Origin of the sequence: Pollutimonas harenae (genome assembly GCF_004153685.1) — a bacterium.
Classification (GTDB): Bacteria; Pseudomonadota; Gammaproteobacteria; order Burkholderiales; family Burkholderiaceae_B; genus Pusillimonas_C; species Pusillimonas_C harenae.
Genome location: NZ_SDQD01000003.1, coordinates 25,590 through 43,918, shown reverse-complemented (window position 1 = coordinate 43,918; position 18,329 = coordinate 25,590). Strand labels below are relative to the sequence as shown.

The window sequence follows — 18,329 nt, the reverse complement described above, 5'->3', positions numbered from 1 at the left end:
GCGTGTCTGGGATTCGGGCGTGGCCAGTCAACCCAGCGCACGCCACAGGAGCAAAGCCCAATCGCTTTTGGTAAGCGTGGGTCGTTGAAAGAACATGTCGTAGTGTAATTGCTCCAGACGTTCAAGGATACGCAAACCCCCATGCACGACGAGCTTTAATTCAAAGCCTATACGGCCTCCGAGACGGTGGGTCAGCGGCAGGCCGGATATCAGTAGTTCACGAGCCTGAGCCACCTGCTCGCTCATAAGCGTCTGCCAGCCTTCAGGTGACGGACGGAAGCTGCTTTCTGTCTGTTTGCCGCCCAGCAGGCTCAGCCGGGTCTGCCCGGCAATGAAGTCCTCAGCGACCCCATGGCGCTTCAGCTTGTCTTGTGGCAGATAAATGCGATTTTTTTGCCAGTCAATGGCAATATCCTGCCAGAAGTTGGTCAGTTGCAGGCCTGTGCAGATGGCGTCTGAAAATGCCAGGTTGTCGGCAGTGGCTTTGTCATACAGGTGCAGCATCAGCGTACCCACTGGATTGGCTGACCGGCGGCAATAATCGAACAGATCAGCGTCGCAGGCATAACGCGTGGTGTCCACATCCTGCTCGAAGGCAGACAGCAGATCGAAGAAAGGCGCCATGGGCAAGGTGTGCTGCCCTATGGTTTGCGCCAGTGGTTCGAATACTGCCAGCCGGGGATCGGTCGGCTCCAGGTTCAGCTTGCCGTCCGCAATGCGCTGCAAGGCGTCGCGATATAGCCCGAGTTGCTCGAGGCGCTGGGCAGACGTGGCCGTGCCTTCGTCGGCGATGTCGTCAGCATTGCGGGCATAGCGATATATATTCTGCACGGGTATACGCAGTCGCCGCGGCAGCAGCAGCGATGCAACAGGGAAATTTTCGTAATGATCCACGGCCATAGGCGATGAGTATAAGGCACGGTGCAGCCATATAACCTCGCGCGGTGCGGTCAAGTGGTTTAGACTTGCCTATTCTTTGGGAGTAGTCATGCCGCGTCCGATTTCAGCGACGATTTCCGTGTCGTCCTTGAGCCATAATCTGCAACGTGTCGCTAACGGTTTGCAGCAATCCTGTAATGCCGCCAAGTCTGTTCGACCCAATATTTGGGCGGTCATCAAGGCTAATGCCTATGGGCACGGAATAGAACAGGCCGTACATGGATTCGCCCAGGCCGATGGCTTGGCCATGCTGGACCTGGACGAGGCCGTACGTTGTCGCCAGTTGGGTTGGACCAAGCCGATCTTGCTGCTTGAAGGCTTCTTCGAGCCGGCTGATATTGCTGTGTTGGATGAATACCGCCTGACGATTTCCCTGCACTGTCAGGAGCAACTCGACATGTTGGATCAGGCAAGGCTCGCACGGCCGCTTGATGCCTTTGTCAAGCTTAACGTGGGCATGAATCGTCTGGGGTTCTCAGAACAGGCCTTTCCAGATGCGTACCGCCATGCGCGGCAACTGCAACAGCAAGGTATTCTGGCGTCGGCTGGAAAAATGAGCCATTTTGCCCGTGCCGATGATGATCCCGTCACTACCGCGGAGCAATTGCAAGTGTTCAACCGGCTGACGCAGAGCTTGCCTGGCCCGTCCAGTGTCTGCAACTCTGCAGCCAGCCTGACCCCAGGCTTGTGGACCAACGTGACATGCGATGGCGAACAATGGGTCAGGCCTGGCATTTGTCTGTACGGCAGTTCGCCCTTTGAAGATAGGCTGCCCGATGCATTGGGCTTGCGTCCGGCCATGACACTGGCTGCACAGCTCATCAGCGTACGCGACATTCCTCGGGGTGCGGGTGTGGGTTATGGCCACGTTTTTACGGCAAGCGATGCCATGCGTATCGGCATAGTTGCTTGCGGCTACGCCGACGGCTATCCCCGACATGCAGGTACGGGCACGCCAATATGCGTGGATGGCGTCCGTACCCGGCTAGTGGGGCGAGTATCCATGGATATGCTTGCTGTGGACCTTACTTCCGTGCCTCAGGCCAGGGTGGGCAGCTCCGTTGTATTGTGGGGCGATGGTGGCCCTTCCGTCGATGAGGTTGCCCAGGCTGCTGGAACCATAGGCTATGAGCTGCTGTGCGCCGTGGCGCCCCGTGTATCCAGAGCCACTGTGGCGTGAATGTCTCATTGACGGCTAGTCCTTACCGACGGTTTAATCCGTAAACCCTTCCATCATCGGGTGCACGCGGCATGTGGCCGCCCGCTCAAAAGGAGAACGCGTGAAGAATAAATGCATCTTGGTCACCGGGGCCACCAAAGGCATAGGCTGGGCCATCAGTCAGAGGCTGGCCGACTTGGGCTGTCATGTCGTGGGTCTGGCCCGCAATACGCAAGATATTGATTTTCCTGGCTACTTGTATTCCTGCGACCTGAACGATGCAGGTGCAACCGAAGAGATTTTGCGTGTCATACGCGAAAAATACCCCATTGATGCAGTGGTGAACAACGTCGGTCTGGTCAAACCCGAGCCCCTGGGCGAGGTTGACCTGGCGTCGCTCTATCAAGTTCTGGACGTCAATGTGAGGGTGGCGGTCCAGGTGACCCAGACCTTCATCCCCTCCATGAAGGCCCGCAAAGAAGGGCGCATCGTCAATATTTGCAGCCGTGTAACACAGGGCGGCATCAATCGCACCAGTTACTCGGCCGCAAAAAGCGCCTTGATAGGCTGTACCCGCACTTGGGCACTCGAGCTGGCACCCTACGGCATTACCGTCAATGCAGTGTCGCCAGGGCCGATCGAAACCGAGTTGTTTCGTGCGGGACACCCCGAGGGTAGCGAGTCCGAAAAGAAAGCGCTTGCTTCGATTCCCCTGGGACGTCTCGGTTCACCCGCCGATGTGGCAGCAGCCGTCACTTTTTTGCTGGGCGACGATGCCGGCTATATCACTGGTCAGGTACTGGGTGTCGATGGTGGGGGCAGCCTGGCAGGCCGGTAAGCGCTACGGCCGGTTAAACTCTTTCGATGGCCAAATCAAAAACCTTGTTTGTGTGTAGTGAGTGCGGTGGAAGCTGTCCCAAGTGGGAAGGCAAATGCCCGCATTGCGGATCCTGGAATACGCTTCAGGAATCGCGCGATTCCGGTGTGCCCGCACACCGCTTTGCCCCCTTGGCGGGTGCCAGCCCGGTACGCAGCTTGGCTGAAATCGAAGCGCGCGAGCTTCCCCGTCAACCATCAGGCATTGCCGAGTTCGACCGCGTGCTGGGTGGTGGTCTGGTGTCGGGCGCAGTCGTTCTGATCGGCGGCGACCCGGGCATAGGCAAGTCGACTTTGCTCTTGCAGGCCCTGGTTTCCCTGTCCCGGGCGGTCAAGGTGCTGTATGTGACGGGCGAAGAGTCAGCCGAGCAGGTGGCCTTGCGTGCCAGGCGGCTGGAGCTGGTAACCGGAGAGGTCGATCTGCTGGCGGAAATTCGCCTCGAAGCCGTCATGGCTGCGCTGGCCGAGCAACAGCCTAGTGTCGCAGTCATTGACTCTATTCAAACGCTTTATTCCAGCGAGCTTAGCGCGGCGCCCGGTTCGGTGTCCCAGGTGCGCGAGTGCGCCGCCCAGCTTACACGGCTGGCCAAGCAGACGGGCATTACCATTGTTCTGATTGGGCATGTCACCAAAGACGGCACGCTGGCCGGGCCGCGGGTGCTGGAGCATATCGTAGACACCGTCCTGTATTTCGAAGGCGATACCCACTCGTCGTTCCGTCTGATCAGGGCGTTCAAGAATCGCTTTGGCGCCGTCAATGAGTTGGGTGTCTTTGCCATGACCGACCGAGGTTTGCGCGGTGTGGCCAATCCTTCCGCACTGTTTTTATCGCAGCATGAACAGAACGTTCCCGGTTCCTGTGTCATGGCGACGCAAGAAGGAACACGCCCCCTGCTGGTCGAGATCCAGGCTCTGGTCGATACCGCGCATGTGCCCAATCCGCGACGCCTGTCGGTGGGGCTTGAAGGCACGCGGCTGGCTATGCTGCTGGCAGTGTTGCATCGGCATGCGGGTGTAGTCACCTTCGATCAGGATGTCTTTGTCAATGCCGTGGGCGGAGTCAAAATTACCGAGCCTGCAGCCGATCTGGCCGTCTTGCTGGCCATTATGTCTTCTCTGGGAAACAAGCCCTTGCCCAAGGGGCTGGTCGTGTTTGGTGAAGTGGGTTTGGCCGGAGAAATTCGACCGGCTCCACGAGGCCAGGAACGGCTGCGTGAGGCGGCCAAGCTGGGTTTCAGTGTCGCGCTCATTCCCAAGGCGAATGCGCCCAAGCAGGCTATTGAAGGGTTGGATATCTGGGCGGTGGATCGTGTAGATGCGGCCATCGCGCGTGTGCGCGAAGCGTCCTAGGAGACAATGTTGGAATGGTATGTCGTAGTGCCAATCTGCTTGCTGACGGGAGCATTAATCGGCTATGTGGGTGGAATCCTTGGTATAGGTGGCGGCTTGCTGGCCATACCTTTGCTGGGCCTGGTTGCCGGTATGGATCAGCAAGAGGCGCAGGGTACGGCTTTGGTCATGGTGTTGCCCGCCGTTCTGGTCACTGTGCGCAAGTACAACCAGAATGCCAAAATTGATTTAGGCGCGGCGGCTGCGGGTGCTTTGGCGGCAATCGCCTTTACCTGGCTCGGTGCGCGCCTGGCCCTGGGCATGGATCCGCACCTGATGCGACGCATCTATGCCATGTTTGTATTGTTCATCGCCGTGTTCTACATGTACCAGAGCTTGCGTGGAACGCGGGCAGGTAGCCGATTACCAGCAAGGCGCAGTACCCAGGAGTTCCATAAAGGCTGGTTTGCCCTGGTAGGCGTGGGCGCAGGCCTGATCGGTGGTTTTTTTGGTGTGGGCGGCTCGGTCATGGCCGTACCCGTATTGACGACGGTGTTTCGCTTGTCGCAGACTGGGGCACAGGCGCTTGCACTGACCATGATCATACCCGGCACTACGGTTGCGTTGCTGACTTACACGGCGCATGGCCAGGCCGACTGGCTGATTGGGCTGCCCCTGGCGCTGGGCAGTATTTTCATGGTGCCATACGGTGTGAAGCTGGCCTATGCATTGCCTGAGCCCAGGCTCAAGCTCATTTTTGCCTGCTTGCTTCTTGTTATCATGATTTTGTTGCTTATAAAGGCCTGATTCGAATGCATTCTGGACTGGTTTCATATATGCGACTGGGGGTCAAGGCCTTGAGGCGCGACTGGCGCTCAGGTGAGCTGCGCCTGCTGCTGCTCGCCTTGTTGATCGCCGTTGCCGCAGTCACCAGCGTTGGCTTTCTGGCTGATCGGGTAGGGCGTGCGCTTGAGCGTGATTCAGCCCAGATGCTGGGAGGCGATCTTGCCCTGCGTGCCGATGAACCCATCCCCGCAGACTTCATTACCCAGGCCAGCGATCACGCCTTGAGCACCGCCCAGACCTTGCAGTTTCCATCTATGGCCAGTGGTGGTGATCGGGCCCAACTGGTTTCGCTCAAGGCAGTGTCTCCCACTTATCCCTTGCGTGGCGCATTGCGTCTTGCCGAGATGCCGGGCGGACCTGCCGTCGATGTGGCCCAGGCTCCCGAGCCGGGCACGGTTTGGGTTGATCCTCAGGTACTTGGTCTGCTGGGTATGACGGTGGGCGATGACTTGCAGGTGGGCGACAGCGCCCTGAAGATTGTGCGTGTTATCGCTTACGAGCCGGATCGCGGCATGCAGTTCGTGAATGTGGCGCCGCGCGTGATGATGAATCTTGAAGACCTTCCGGAGACCGGCCTGGTGGCGCCCGGCAGCCGGATCAGCTATCACCTGTTGGTCGCAGGAGATATCGAATCCGTCGCCGATTACCAGCGCTGGCTGGAACAAAACATGCAGCGTGGACAAAGGCTAAGCACGCTGGAAACCAACCGGCCCGAGGTTCAGCGCGCTTTGGCACGAGCTCATCAGTTCCTGATGCTTGTGGCCTTGCTGACGGTCATGATAGCCGCCGTGGCCATTGCTTTGGCCGCGCGCCGTTTTGGTTTGAGGCACCAGGATGGCATCGCCGTATTGCGCTGCCTGGGTGCCAGCAAGGTGCAGTTGGGCTGGATGCTTTGGGTGGAGTTTCTTTTATTGGCCGTGGGCGCCTCCTTGCTGGGTTGTGCGGCCGGTTACGCCGTTCATCTTGGCCTGGTTTCTGTTGTCGATGCCTGGCTGCAAACGGCTTTGCCGCCTATCAGCCTACGACCAGCCTTGCAAGGCATAGCTACCGGTTTCCTGTTGTTACTGGGTTTTGCGTTGCCACCGCTGGCGGCCTTGCGCAAGGTTGCACCGGCTCGGGTACTACGGCGGGAAACGGGCTCGGTCGCCCGCCACTGGCCGGCCTATTTGTTGGGTGGAGCCGCCTTTTTCCTGTTGATCGTCTGGATGTCCGGAGACATTTGGCTCAGCACGGTGGTCGCAGGTGGTTTTGCTTTGGCGCTATTGGTTTTTATCGGTCTGGCTTATGCCTTGGTTGGCGTGCTGGGTTTGTTTCGTCAACGCAGTATGGGGCATCCGGCACTGCGCTTTGCGCTAGCGGGTATGGCACGTCGCAAAAACCTGACAGTGGCCCAGCTATGTTCCTTATCCATGGGTCTGACCATATTATTGTTGCTGGCCATTACCAGAACTGATTTGCTGCAGGGCTGGCAGCGCACGCTGCCGGCCGATGCGCCCAATACTTTTCTGATCAACATTCAGCCCGATCAGCGTGAAGCTGTTGCGCAGCGTTTGAGGTCGGCGGGTGTCGAGACCGTCGTGATGTCACCCATGGTGCGGGGGCGTTTGTTGGCCATCAATCAACAAGCGGTCGATAGCAGTAACTACGATAATCCGCGCGCCAAACGCATGGCTGACCGGGAGTTCAACCTTTCGTATGCCGAGACGATGCCATCGAGCAATGTCATCATCGCGGGGCGCTGGCTGCACACGGACAGCCTTGAGGTGTCTCTTGAAACAGGTCTGGCCGAAACACTGGGCATCAAGTTGAACGACAGCCTCACCTTTGATGTCGCGGGTCGTCCCATTAAGGTCCGGGTAAGCAGTCTGCGCGAGGTGGACTGGGATTCCTTCCAGGCCAATTTTTTTGCCATGATGAGTCCCGCAGCGCTGGCCGATGCGCCAACCACCTTTATCACTTCCTTGTATGTGGCGCCCACCATGCAGCCCTTTGTTCAGAACTTGATCAAGGAGTTTCCCAATCTGACCGTATTCGACGTCGGTTCCATACTGGGGCAAATTCAGCATGTGCTCGATCAAGTGATTCAGGCGGTACAACTGTTGTTTCTGTTTACCGTTGCGGCGGGGGGGTTGGTTCTGGGGGCGGCGCTGTTTTCCACGCGCGATGAGCGCATGCACGAGGTAGCTGTGCTCAGGGCATTAGGGGCGAGCGGTCGGCAGCTGGCCGACGCCTTGCGGCTAGAATTACTGGTGCTTGGCGGCCTCGCGGGTTTGCTGGCGGCTTTTGCCGCCGTGGCAATAGCCTGGTTGCTGGCTAGGCAGGTGTTTGAGTTTTCCCTGGATCTGTCCTTGTGGCCATGGCTTGCCGGTGTGCTGGCGGGGGCATTGACTGCACTCGTAGGTGGAAAATTCGCACTGGCCGGCGTCTTGAAGACGCCGCCGCTGGTTTCTTTGCGGGAGCTGGCATGACGACTCCCATCCGACCACAAGATCTCTCGCTGCCGCCCGATGGCGCCATGCGTTTCGATGCGGCCATGGTGTCCGACCCCGGCTCAGCCCTGTTTGACCCGGCCTCGTATGAGTTGAACGCCGTTTCCGTGGAGCAAGGGGGGCGGCAAGCTGCCTGGTTTGTCCAGGGGAAGTTTGGTCGGGGTGTCTTGCGTCATTACCGGCGTGGGGGCCTGATCGCCCGATTGAGCCGTAATTCCTATATCTGGACGGGTGCCTCTTCCACACGGTCTTTTGCCGAGTTCGAGTTGCTGGGCTTTATGCATGCTGAGGGTTTGCCTGTTCCCCGGCCCCTGGCCGCGGCCTATTGGCGTAAAGGACTGGCTTATCGCGCCGCTATCCTGGTCGAACGTATCGATGGGGTCAAGCCTCTGGCGGTGCAATGGCCATCTTCCGACGCCGCTGCCGTGGCCGCTGCCATTTTTGCCATGCACGAAATCGGTGTATGGCATGCAGACCTCAATGCCTACAATATTCTGCTGGACGTGCAGGGCAAGGCCTGGCTGATTGATTTCGACAAGGGTCGCAGGCAGCGCTTGCATCGCAAGCTGCGGCAAGACAACTTGCAGCGCTTGCGTCGTTCGCTGCTGAAGGTGGCAGGCCCGCAAGCGTTGCCCTGGTGGGATGAGCTGGACCGAATCTATTGGCGGCTTGCAGCCGACCAAGGCCACGTCTAGTGTTCAGTCTGCTTGGCGTCGTCAGCGAATCGGACAAACAGCACATCAGCCGGAAAAAGCTTTATGATCACGCCTTTTGGCTTTTTTGTATTTTCTGGGGAAGCTTGTCATGACGTTCATCACAGCGAAAACTTGGATTCTGGGTGCTGCCCTGGCGGCCACCATGACGTCGGCCTGGAGCCAGGAGCGAGTCGTCAATGTCTACAACTGGGCAGAATACACTGCGCCAGATACGATCTCGGGTTTTGAACAGGCAACCGGCATCAAGGCACGCTACGACGTTTTCGACAGCAATGATATCTTGCAAGCCAAGCTCTTGACCGGTAAGTCGGGTTACGACGTCGTCGTGCCTTCCACGCACTATGCGGCCCGCCAAATCAAAGGAGGGCTGTTCCAAAAGCTGGACAAGTCCAAGATACCCAACTGGAAGTATCTGGATCAGGACATCATGGACATCGTGGCAACGGTGGATCCCGGCAATGAGTACCTGGTGCCCTGGGGCTATGGCACCAATGGGCTAGGCTATAACGTGACCAAAGTGCATGAAATCCTGGGCGAGGAAGCACCGCTCAATAGCTGGGACATGCTGTTCAAGCCTGAAAACGCAGAAAAGCTCAAAGCTTGTGGTATTTCCGTATTGGATGAAGCGGCCCAAGTCTTTCCTGCCGTCCTGCATTATCTGGGCAAAGACCCCAACAGCAGCGAGCCCGAAGATTACAAGCAAGCCCTGGCATTGCTGAAAACCATCCGTCCTTATATCAGGCAGTTCAGCTCATCGGGTTACATCGATGAACTGGCCGCGGGTGACCTGTGCATGGTGTATGGTTTTTCTGGCGATGTCATGATCGCTGCCCATCGTGCGCGCGAGGCGGGTAAAAATTACAAAATCGACTATGTCATTCCCGACGGAGGTGCTCCTGTCTGGTTCGATACCATGGCCATACCCAAGGGCGCGGCCAACGTTGACGAAGCGCATGACTTCATCAACTATATCGAAACGCCACAGGTGCATGCCGCCATCACCAATACCATGTTTTATCCCAATGCCAACAAAGAGGCGCGCAAGTACGTCGTGCAAGAGGTGGCTGACGATCCTATGATCTACCCGCCGCCCGAAGTCTCCAAGACTCTGTATGTCATCCAGCCGCAGCCTTTACCGATCTTGCGCTTGCAAACCAGTCTGTGGGCTGAGCTCAAGTCAGGGCGCTAGGGCCTGGCTACGTACCTGTCAATACTGTTCAAGGAGGCCCTGGCATGCAGGATAGCCGTTCCGCTGCATCCCCCTGGTCCGGCGACGCCGATGAATTTGTCCGGCTTGAAGACGTCGTCAAGATTTACGATGATACGGTAGCTGTTCAGTCGGTCAGCCTTTCCGTGCCTCGGCACGAGCTTTTCGCCTTGCTGGGCAGCTCCGGTTCTGGCAAGTCGACCTTGCTGCGCATGCTTGCCGGCTTCGAAGAAGTGACTTCAGGACGCATTTATCTCGATAATGAAGACATTACTGACCTGCCGCCGTACCGGCGTCCGGTCAATATGATGTTCCAGTCTTACGCTTTGTTTCCCCACATGAGTGTCGAGGCCAATGTGGCCTTCGGCCTCAAGCAGGAAGGGGTGGCTCGGAACGAAATTCACGAGCGTGTGTTCGAAGCGCTCGATCTGGTCCAGATGGCGGGTTTTGCCCGCCGCAAGCCGCATCAATTGTCAGGAGGACAGCAGCAACGCGTCGCCCTGGCCCGCAGCCTGGTAAAACGTCCCAAGCTCTTGTTGCTCGATGAACCCATGTCGGCGCTCGATAAAAAAATACGCCAGAAAACACAGGTAGAGCTGGTCAAGATTCTTGAGCAAGTGGGGGTAACCTGCATTATGGTGACCCACGACCAGGAAGAGGCCATGACCATGGCTGACCGCCTGGCCGTCATGAGCGAAGGCCAGATTGTCCAGTGCGGTACACCGCAAGAGGTCTATACGTTCCCGAACTCCCGTTTCGTGGCCGGCTTTATCGGCTCAACCAATCTGTTCACGGGAACCATCGTTGTGGATGAAGCAGATCACGTGCTGATAGAGAGCGCTGACTTGACCCGCCCCTTGTACGTCAATCATGGTGTGAGCGAACCGCTGGGTATGGAAGTGCATGTGTCCGTAAGGCCCGAATATATCCGTGTCTTGCGTGAGCAGCCCGAATCAGAGCATAACTGGGCGCACGGCATGGTTAGCCACGTAGCCTGGATGGGCAGCTACGCTCGTTACCAGATTCGTCTGGACAGCGGCCAGGCTGTCGAAGCAACGGTGCCCAGCCTGGTGCTTGGGCAGGCCGATGCGCCGGTGCTGGACGACGAGGTGTATGTTGCCTGGTCCAATGACAGTGCCACTGTGCTGCCATCATGACGAGTCTGTTCTGGCATTCTGCTCGCTTGCGCCGGTTGCTGGCGATTGTTCCGCCATTCCTGTGGCTTGGTCTGTTTCTGCTGCTACCGTTTCTATTGGTGCTTAAAATCAGCTTTTCAGAGCTGCGCTTTGGCATTCCACCGTACACACCGTTGGCCGAGCTCAAGGAACAAACGCTCACGTTGGCGCTCAGCTTGCGGGGCTACGCATTACTGTTCAGCGACAGTCTGTATATCGCCACTTACTTGAATTCGGTAAAAATGGCGGCGGTGACCACGCTGTGCTGCATGGCCATAGGCTATCCCATGGCTTATTACATTGCGCGCTCGAATCCGGCCACGCGCAACTTGTTGCTGCTGGGCGTGATCCTGCCGTTCTGGACATCATTGCTGCTGCGCGTCTATGCCTGGGTGGGCATCTTGCGCAATGACGGCTTGCTGAATAATTTGTTGCAGTGGCTGGGTCTGATCGATACGCCGCTGGAAATCTACCGTACCGATCTGGCGGTATATATAGGCTTGGTATATGCCTACCTGCCTTTTTTTATCCTGCCGCTCTATGCCACTTTGGTCAAACTCGACCTGCGCTTGCTCGAAGCGGCCTATGATCTGGGGGCAAGGCCTTGGCGTGTCTTTGTGCATGTCACCTTGCCTTTGTCCATGCCCGGCGTGGTTGCTGGGGCCATGCTGGTATTCATCCCGTCGATTGGCGAGTACGTGATTCCTGAAATGCTGGGTGGTGCCAATACGCTCATGATGGGGCGCGTCATGTGGAATGAGTTCTTTAATAACGCCGACTGGCCCATGGCGGCGGCAGTCACTTGCGTGATGGTGTTGTTGTTGCTTATTCCACTGGTCATCTTCCAGCGCAACCAGGCCAGGCAGATGGCAGCTCAGAGCATGAGGCTGACATGATACGACCTCATCCCGTGCTTCGTGCGCTCGTGCTGACGGTGGGTTTTTCCTTCCTGTACCTGCCCATACTGTGCCTGATGGTGTTTTCCTTCAACGATTCGTCCATGATGACCTCATGGACGGGCTTTTCGCTGAAGTGGTATATCGAGCTCTTCAAGGACCAGGCCTTGCTCGACGCCGCGCGCTTGTCGCTATTAATAGCGGCCCTGACCGCGACGGCAGCGGTGGTGATCGGCACCTGGGCCGCCTATGTCCTGGCGCGCATGGGGCGCTTTCGCGGAGTTTCCCTTTATATAGGCATGGTCAGCGCCCCTCTGGTGGTTCCGGAGGTCGTGCTGGGTATTTCACTATTGCTCATGTTTGTTGAAGTCGGTAACTTGCTGGGATGGCCAGACGGTAATGGTGTCTTCACTATCTGGGTGGGTCATGTCACCCTGTGCATGGCTTACGTGGCCGTGATCATACAAGCCCGCATACGCGACCTGGACCGCTCTCTCGAAGAGGCTGCGCTTGATCTGGGTGCCACGCCCCTGAAGGTGTTTTTTGTCGTGACCTTGCCCTTGATTTTCCCGGCCCTGCTGGCCGCCTGGCTGCTGGCCTTCACCTTGTCGCTGGACGATGTGGTGATAGCATCCTTTTTGTCGGGACCAGGTTATACCACCTTGCCGCTTGAGGTTTTTTCGCGAGTCCGGCTAGGTTTGAAACCCGAAATCAATGCACTGGCCACGCTGTTCATTTTCGCGGTTGGCCTGCTTGTCGTAGTGGCCAATCGCGTGCAGTGGCGCAGGCGAGCTCAATAAAGGATCATCAGTATGAAAGCCGTCACACTTTACGGGCTGAAGAAATGCAGCACATGTGTCAAAGCCATTAAATGGTTGGAACAAAGCGGAATTGGATTCAGCTTCATCGACTACCGTGACCATCCCGTCCTGCCCAAGCAACTCAAGGCCTGGGCCGAGGAGCTCGGCGGCTGGGAAAAACTGGTCAACCGGGCTTCCATGACTTGGCGTAATTTGCCTGATGAACGCAAGACCCCAGACACTGACGCATTATGGCTGGCCCTGATCGCCGAGTACCCCACATTGGTCAGGCGCCCGGTCACCGTAACTGGCGATGGCTGTGTTCATGTCGGTTTTTCAGAAAAGAAGTACAGCGAACTGTTCGTCTGATAGATAAAGGTCAAGACATGCTTACCCAAACAGAACTCAAACAGAATGTGGCTGATGCGGCGGTGCAGTTTGCGCTGCCTTTTCTGGCGCCCGACGTCATACTGGGCGTCGGAACAGGATCGACGGTAGACCTATTCATTGATGCCCTGGCTCCCTACAAAGATCGTTTTCGGGCTGCGGCATCCAGCTCCGAACGTAGCTCGGCACGCATGGCGTCGCTGGGCATCGAGGTACTCGACCTGAATCAGGTTGCCACCATGCCCTTGTATATCGATGGTGCTGACGAAGTCGATCATGCGCTGAATATGATCAAGGGCGGTGGTGGAGCCCTGACTCGGGAAAAAATCGTTGCTTCGGTGGCGGAGCGCTTTATATGTATTGTTGACGAAACCAAACGGGTGCAGACGCTGGGTCGCTTCCCTTTGCCGGTGGAGGTCATACCGATGGCACGTGAAGTCGTGGCTCGGCGACTTGTCGAGCTGGGTGGCACGCCCAAATTAAGAGAGGGTTTCCTCACTGATAACGGTTGCCAGATCCTGGATGTGTCCGGGCTGAGCATTACCGCGCCGGCCGAGTTCGAAGCCTTGGTCAATAATATTCCAGGCGTGGTTTGCTGTGGGCTATTCGCCCTGGCGGGTGCCGATATCGTGTTAATGTCCACCCAGGAAGGGGTGCGCCAATTCGTCAAAAACACATAAACGAAATGTCATAATCACGTCATAATTGACGGGTAACCTTGCCGGGCGAGCATAGGCTACACATTCGCCAACGATAGTGCTACGCTACTTTATTACCTATTCTTGCGTTGACCAAAGGCTGACATGATCGAGCATACCAACAAGCAATTCCACACTGACCTTGAAACGACTCGTTCCATGTTCCTGCAAATGGGCGGGCTGGTCGAAGCAATGGTCAAGGACGGCATGGATGCCCTGTCTACGGGCGACATGAGCCTGGTCGATCAAGTACGTGAGCGCGAAAAAGAAGTCAACGGGCTGGAAGTCGACATCGACGAGCGTATCAACCTGCTGATTGCACGCAACCAGCCTACGGCCATCGACCTGCGCCTGCTGCTTTCCGTCTCCAAAATGCTCACCGACATGGAGCGTTGTGGGGACGAAGCCGAGAAAATTGCCAAGATGGCACGGCGTTTGCACGAAAACAACTCCAACTATGAGCCTGTGGTCGAATTACGCCATATGGCCACTTTTGTCACGTCCATGATCCGCGATGCACTCGACGCGTTCGCCCGTATGGATCCCATCCATGCGGCCCAGGTCGTGCGCAACGACAAAGAAGTCGATAAAGAATGGAAGGGGTCGCTGCGCCACGTCATTACCTACATGATCGAAGATCCACGCACCATTTCGCGCTCTATCGATTTGATTTTCATTGCACGCGCACTGGAGCGTATTGGCGATCATGCCAAGAACATGGCCGAGCGGGTCATCTATATGGTTCACGGCGACGACGTGCGCCATATGGGCCTGAAAAATACCGAAAGACTGGCACGTGGCGAAGCATTGCCGCAGGACGATAATGACAAGCCGGCCGAATCTGACAGCAAGCGATCCAAATCGGATGAGCAGCAGGCTTGAGTAAAAACTGAAGGCACTACAAGAAAACGGCGGACACCCTATGGGTTGTCCGCCGTTTTGATGTGTCTGCCGGAAATTGTCTGGCTGGATCAGGCCGGCGGCGGTACGTACCCCTGGGCCTCGACGTTGGCGTCTTCAAATAGAAAGCTCTGCATTTGTTCGGCCAGATACTTGCGGGCACGCGCGTCAGCCAGATTCAGACGATTTTCGTTGACGAGACGGGTTTGGGTATCCATCCATTGCGCCCAGGCTTCTTTCGAAATGCTTTGCCAGATACGTACTCCCAGTTCACCCGGATAGGGTGGGTAATCCAGGCCTTCGGCTTCGCGTTTGAGTTTTGCACATTGCACCATGCGTGCCATAAGAATCTTACCTTCAGAACGAGTTGGCTAATGACATCATTGTACCGGCTTGGGCGTCTTGCGCAGTACTGCGGTTTTCAAGGCTGGTTCAGTGTCCGGTATGCGTGATCATCACGATTTTTGAAACCAGTTCGGCCGTATTTTTTGCTCCCAGTTTTTTCATCACGCGGGCCCGGTGAACCTCTACAGTGCGATGCGAGATACCCAAGGCGACAGCGGTCTCCTTGCACGTCAGCCCATTGACGATAAAGCCCGAAACCTCTTGTTCACGCGGGGTGAGCTCAGTCGTTTTGGTTTCATTATGCCGAATTCGGTCGAAGCTCCAGATCATGAGTTCGAATGGTTGATTCGGAGTCAATGTGACTCCCCGGGCGCGTGTCCAGAATATCTGCCCATTTCGGTGTTGCATGAAACGTTCGTCTTCATAGCTGGTGGTATGTTGCAGTGCCTTCAGACAACGGTCACCGATTTCGTGATAGTCGGCCCGATTGGGATAAAGCCGCAGGATCAATTCATTTTCAAGTTCTGCGGTACTGAATCCAAACAAGGCTGCAAAAGCTTTGTTGCACTGCAAAATTCGCCGGTTTTGAGTAATGATCTGGGGTGCCGGCGACTCTTTGAAAGCCAGCCCATGCAAGATGTGGGGAGCATGCTCTCCGGCCTGAAAAAAGGGTGATTCCGAACGTTTTTCTAAATTCATGGATTCTGTAAACTACTTATTTATGTACGTATCTGCCCGTATAGACATACGTATAGGTGTTTGCCAATATAGCCGAAATTGGACAGGAGATGAAAATGCAGAATCAATCAGTATCCATAGTGGGTAGTGGCCATACCAAATTTGGCCGGCTCGATGCCCTCTCGCTAGAGGACCTTATTGTTTCAGCGGCCCAAGAGGCGCTCGAAGAGGCCCAAATTGACGCCGCCGAGATTGATGCGGTGTATTTAGGGCATTTCAATTCCGGCCTCGTGCCCGATGGCTTTGCCTCATCGCTGATCCATCAGGCGTCTCCCGGCCTGCGCTTCAAGCCGGCAACGCGTTGTGAAAATGCCTGCGCGTCAGGTGCTGCTGCGATTTTTTCCGCCATCAATGCCATCAACGCAGGCGAGGCCGATCTCGTTTTGGTTGTGGGTGCCGAAAAAATGACATCCCGCAGCACTCCCGAAGTAACGACCGCACTGGCAGGGGCGGGCTATCAAAACGATCCCCAAGAAGCCGGCCTGAGCTTCCCGGGGTTGTTCGGCATCGCTGCTACCCAATACACCGAGCGTTACCAAAGTCCTCTAGAGGCCATGGCACGCATCGCCGCCAAGAATCATCACAATGCAATGTCCAATCCTTTGGCGCAAATGCATCGCGAAATGAGTTTTGAGGCTTGCAACACGGTCTCCGAAAAAAATCCGCTTATTGCAGATCCTTTGCGCTTGACCGACTGCTCTCTGATTACTGACGGGGCGGCGGCTATTGTGCTGGCCAGCCCTGAGCGTGCCAAATCCTTCAAGCGTGAGGTCGCCATACGGGGTAAGGCGCAGATCAATGATTTCCTGCCCTTGTCCAAGCGCGATTTCCTGGCATTTGAAGGGCCCGAAAAAGCACTGGGTGCAGCCATGAAGAAAGCAGGCGTATCCTTGAACGATATCAGCTTCGCTGAAGTGCATGATTGCTTCACCATTGCCGAGTTGCTCATTTACGAAGCCATGGGGCTGGCGCCTAAAGGGCAAGGCTACCGGGCGCTCGAAGAGGGCACAGTAATGCGCGGAGGCGCATTGCCCGTCAATTTATCGGGCGGCCTCAAGGCCAAGGGGCACCCCGTCGGCGCTACTGGTGTTTCGATGCATGCTATTTCTTATCGGCAGCTTACCGGGCAAGCCGGTGATTTACAGCTCGAAGGTGCCAACCTTGGTTTAGTGTTCAATATGGGCGGTGCGGCGGTAGCGAACTATGCCTCGGTGCTGGAAGCTAAGCGAGCCTAGTATGAACTTGGCTCAATGGCTTTATTCCCGCGCACTGGTCAATCCGCAAGCTCCTGCCTTGTTCACGGGTACGCGTCAGTGTGCCAATTACCGGCAGTTTGCCGCTCAGGCATCGGCCGTAAGCGCCTATCTGCAGCAACAGTACGGCATAAAAGCAGGCGATCGTATTGCCCTCTACATGGCCAACCGTATCGAGTATCTGGTTTTGCTTTACGCGTGCTGGTGGATTGGTGCAGTTGTTGTGCCGGTGAACTACAAGCTTCATCCCAAAGAGGCTGCCTGGATCGCGCAAAACGCTCAGACCTCACTCTTGTTTACCGACAAGGGCAACATCTTTTCAGCGAATGATCTGCATGATGCCTGCCCTGAAGTTGGCGTCGACACCGAAATCTCATCCTTCTTCAAGGCCGACGACGCGACCCCGCAGCCACCGCTGACACTGGAGCCGCATGTGCTGGCCTGGCTTTTTTATACGTCGGGCACCACCGGCAGGCCAAAAGGCGTGATGCTCACGCATGAGAATCTGATGGCTATGTCCATGTGTTATCCGCTGGATGTGGACGATGTCAGCGCAGATGATGCCAGTTTTTATGCGGCGCCCATGTCGCATGGCGCTGGCTTGTACAACCTGGTTTTTGTACGCATTGGTGCGCGCCACGTGGTACCGGAGTCTCGCGGCTTTGATGGGGCCGAGATTCTCGATCTGGCAAAAAAATTGGGCAACCTGACTATGTTTGCTGCACCCACGATGGTCAAGCGACTGGTTACCGAGGCCAGAAAGACTGGATCGGCAGGCGAAGGCATCAAGTCTATTGTTTTTGGTGGTGGGCCTATGTATGCCGCCGACCTTATCGACGCGATCGATGTGCTGGGGTCCAAGTTCATCCAGATCTATGGCCAGGGTGAAAGCCCCATGACCATCTCATCTGTGCCCCGTGCCATCATCAATGATCGCGATCACCCTGATTGGGCCATGCGACTGGCTTCGGCGGGTTTCGCGCAATCGTGTATTGAGCTCCGGGTTGTAGATGCTGATCTGAATGATGTCCCGGTTGGTATTTGTGGCGAAGTCATTGCTCGCGGGCCTGCCGTTACACAGGGTTATTGGAGTAATCCCAAAGCTACAGCAGAAACGATCGTCGACGGATGGTTGCGTACCGGCGATATTGGCCACCTCAGTGCCGACGGTTTTCTTACGCTTACCGATCGCTCCAAAGATGTCATTATTTCGGGTGGTACCAATATTTATCCACGGGAAGTCGAAGAGGTGCTGGCCCGGCACCCCAAGGTTTTCGAGGTTGCGGTTGTTGGTGCGCCACACGCCGAATGGGGCGAAGAGGTGGTTGCCTTTATTGTCAGCCAGGATGGCCAGCAAATCGACGCCGCCGAACTCGACGCTTGGTGCAAGTCGGAGATCGCCTCATTCAAGAAGCCAAAACGTTATGTGTTTCGAGCTGAAATGCCCAAAAACAGTTACGGGAAAATTCCCAAGACCGGCCTGCGCGAAGAGGCCAAAGCGTTGTCAGGTGGTGCGGGAGCGCCTGATAAGTAGTTTTGTTCAACAGTATATATGGTCATTACTAGAACCAAGGAG

The 18,329-nt window shown here is 56.4% G+C and carries 18 protein-coding genes; 15 read left to right on the top strand and 3 right to left on the bottom strand.

Translation table 11 applies throughout. From position 1 onward, the window contains the following. Positions 1 to 27: 27 nt before the first annotated feature. Positions 28 to 900, bottom strand: coding sequence for a squalene synthase HpnC (gene hpnC, locus ERD84_RS12965; RefSeq protein ID WP_130040096.1), 873 nt, complete (start codon positions 898 to 900; stop codon positions 28 to 30). An 88-nt stretch (positions 901 to 988) separates the two neighbouring features. Here hpnC and alr point away from each other — a divergent pair, with 88 nt between their 5' ends. The 13 genes from alr (at position 989) to phoU (ending at position 14,399) form a co-directional block, all read left to right on the top strand. Continuing rightward, positions 989 to 2,119 (top strand): alanine racemase, encoded by a 1,131-nt coding sequence (gene alr, locus ERD84_RS12960; protein ID WP_130040095.1) that lies wholly within the window; start codon positions 989 to 991, stop codon positions 2,117 to 2,119. Positions 2,120 to 2,219: 100 nt separating this feature from the next. Beyond that, positions 2,220 to 2,936, top strand: a complete 717-nt coding sequence (locus tag ERD84_RS12955) for an SDR family oxidoreductase (protein WP_130040094.1) — start codon at positions 2,220 to 2,222, stop codon at positions 2,934 to 2,936. Positions 2,937 to 2,962: 26 nt separating this feature from the next. Further along, entirely contained in the window at positions 2,963 to 4,324 is a 1,362-nt protein-coding gene (radA, locus tag ERD84_RS12950) for a DNA repair protein RadA (protein ID WP_130040093.1), read from the top strand. 6 nt (positions 4,325 to 4,330) lie between these two features. Continuing rightward, positions 4,331 to 5,110 (top strand): sulfite exporter TauE/SafE family protein, encoded by a 780-nt coding sequence (locus ERD84_RS12945; RefSeq protein ID WP_167667470.1) that lies wholly within the window; start codon positions 4,331 to 4,333, stop codon positions 5,108 to 5,110. Positions 5,111 to 5,115: 5 nt separating this feature from the next. After that, complete coding sequence (locus ERD84_RS12940) at positions 5,116 to 7,617, top strand: ABC transporter permease (protein WP_130040092.1); 2,502 nt, start codon at positions 5,116 to 5,118, stop codon at positions 7,615 to 7,617. Continuing rightward, on the top strand, positions 7,614 to 8,333 hold the full coding sequence (locus ERD84_RS12935) for a 3-deoxy-D-manno-octulosonic acid kinase (RefSeq protein WP_130040091.1): 720 nt from the start codon (positions 7,614 to 7,616) through the stop codon (positions 8,331 to 8,333). The genes ERD84_RS12940 and ERD84_RS12935 overlap by 4 nt, the downstream gene beginning before the upstream one ends. A 109-nt stretch (positions 8,334 to 8,442) precedes the next feature. Beyond that, a complete protein-coding gene (locus ERD84_RS12930) occupies positions 8,443 to 9,543 on the top strand; it encodes a polyamine ABC transporter substrate-binding protein (protein WP_130040090.1) in 1,101 nt (366 codons plus the stop codon). A 44-nt stretch (positions 9,544 to 9,587) separates the two neighbouring features. After that, positions 9,588 to 10,718, top strand: a complete 1,131-nt coding sequence (locus ERD84_RS12925) for an ABC transporter ATP-binding protein (RefSeq protein WP_130040089.1) — start codon at positions 9,588 to 9,590, stop codon at positions 10,716 to 10,718. Continuing rightward, positions 10,715 to 11,632, top strand: a complete 918-nt coding sequence (locus tag ERD84_RS12920; protein ID WP_130040088.1) for an ABC transporter permease subunit — start codon at positions 10,715 to 10,717, stop codon at positions 11,630 to 11,632. The genes ERD84_RS12925 and ERD84_RS12920 overlap by 4 nt, the downstream gene beginning before the upstream one ends. After that, positions 11,629 to 12,432 (top strand): ABC transporter permease subunit, encoded by an 804-nt coding sequence (locus tag ERD84_RS12915; RefSeq protein ID WP_130040087.1) that lies wholly within the window; start codon positions 11,629 to 11,631, stop codon positions 12,430 to 12,432. The genes ERD84_RS12920 and ERD84_RS12915 overlap by 4 nt, the downstream gene beginning before the upstream one ends. 12 nt (positions 12,433 to 12,444) lie before the next feature. Next, a complete protein-coding gene (locus ERD84_RS12910; RefSeq protein ID WP_130040086.1) occupies positions 12,445 to 12,801 on the top strand; it encodes a Spx/MgsR family RNA polymerase-binding regulatory protein in 357 nt (118 codons plus the stop codon). Positions 12,802 to 12,818: 17 nt separating this feature from the next. After that, a complete protein-coding gene (rpiA, locus tag ERD84_RS12905) occupies positions 12,819 to 13,499 on the top strand; it encodes a ribose-5-phosphate isomerase RpiA (protein ID WP_130040085.1) in 681 nt (226 codons plus the stop codon). 123 nt (positions 13,500 to 13,622) lie between these two features. After that, on the top strand, positions 13,623 to 14,399 hold the full coding sequence (gene phoU / locus ERD84_RS12900) for a phosphate signaling complex protein PhoU (protein WP_130040084.1): 777 nt from the start codon (positions 13,623 to 13,625) through the stop codon (positions 14,397 to 14,399). An 89-nt stretch (positions 14,400 to 14,488) separates the two neighbouring features. Here phoU and ERD84_RS12895 read toward each other — a convergent pair whose 3' ends face one another. Together ERD84_RS12895 and ERD84_RS12890 are read right to left on the bottom strand one after the other, a co-directional pair. Next, positions 14,489 to 14,761 carry an oxidative damage protection protein gene (locus ERD84_RS12895; RefSeq protein WP_130040083.1) on the bottom strand — a complete coding sequence of 91 codons (273 nt, stop codon included), beginning with the start codon at positions 14,759 to 14,761 and terminating at the stop codon, positions 14,489 to 14,491. Positions 14,762 to 14,849: 88 nt separating this feature from the next. Beyond that, positions 14,850 to 15,461 carry a LuxR C-terminal-related transcriptional regulator gene (locus ERD84_RS12890; RefSeq protein WP_130040082.1) on the bottom strand — a complete coding sequence of 204 codons (612 nt, stop codon included), beginning with the start codon at positions 15,459 to 15,461 and terminating at the stop codon, positions 14,850 to 14,852. 95 nt (positions 15,462 to 15,556) lie between these two features. Between ERD84_RS12890 and ERD84_RS12885 the strand changes: the two genes are divergently transcribed. Next, positions 15,557 to 16,735, top strand: a complete 1,179-nt coding sequence (locus ERD84_RS12885) for an acetyl-CoA acetyltransferase (RefSeq protein WP_130040081.1) — start codon at positions 15,557 to 15,559, stop codon at positions 16,733 to 16,735. Position 16,736: 1 nt separating this feature from the next. After that, positions 16,737 to 18,287, top strand: a complete 1,551-nt coding sequence (locus ERD84_RS12880; protein WP_130040080.1) for a class I adenylate-forming enzyme family protein — start codon at positions 16,737 to 16,739, stop codon at positions 18,285 to 18,287. The last annotated feature ends 42 nt before the right edge of the window (positions 18,288 to 18,329 follow it).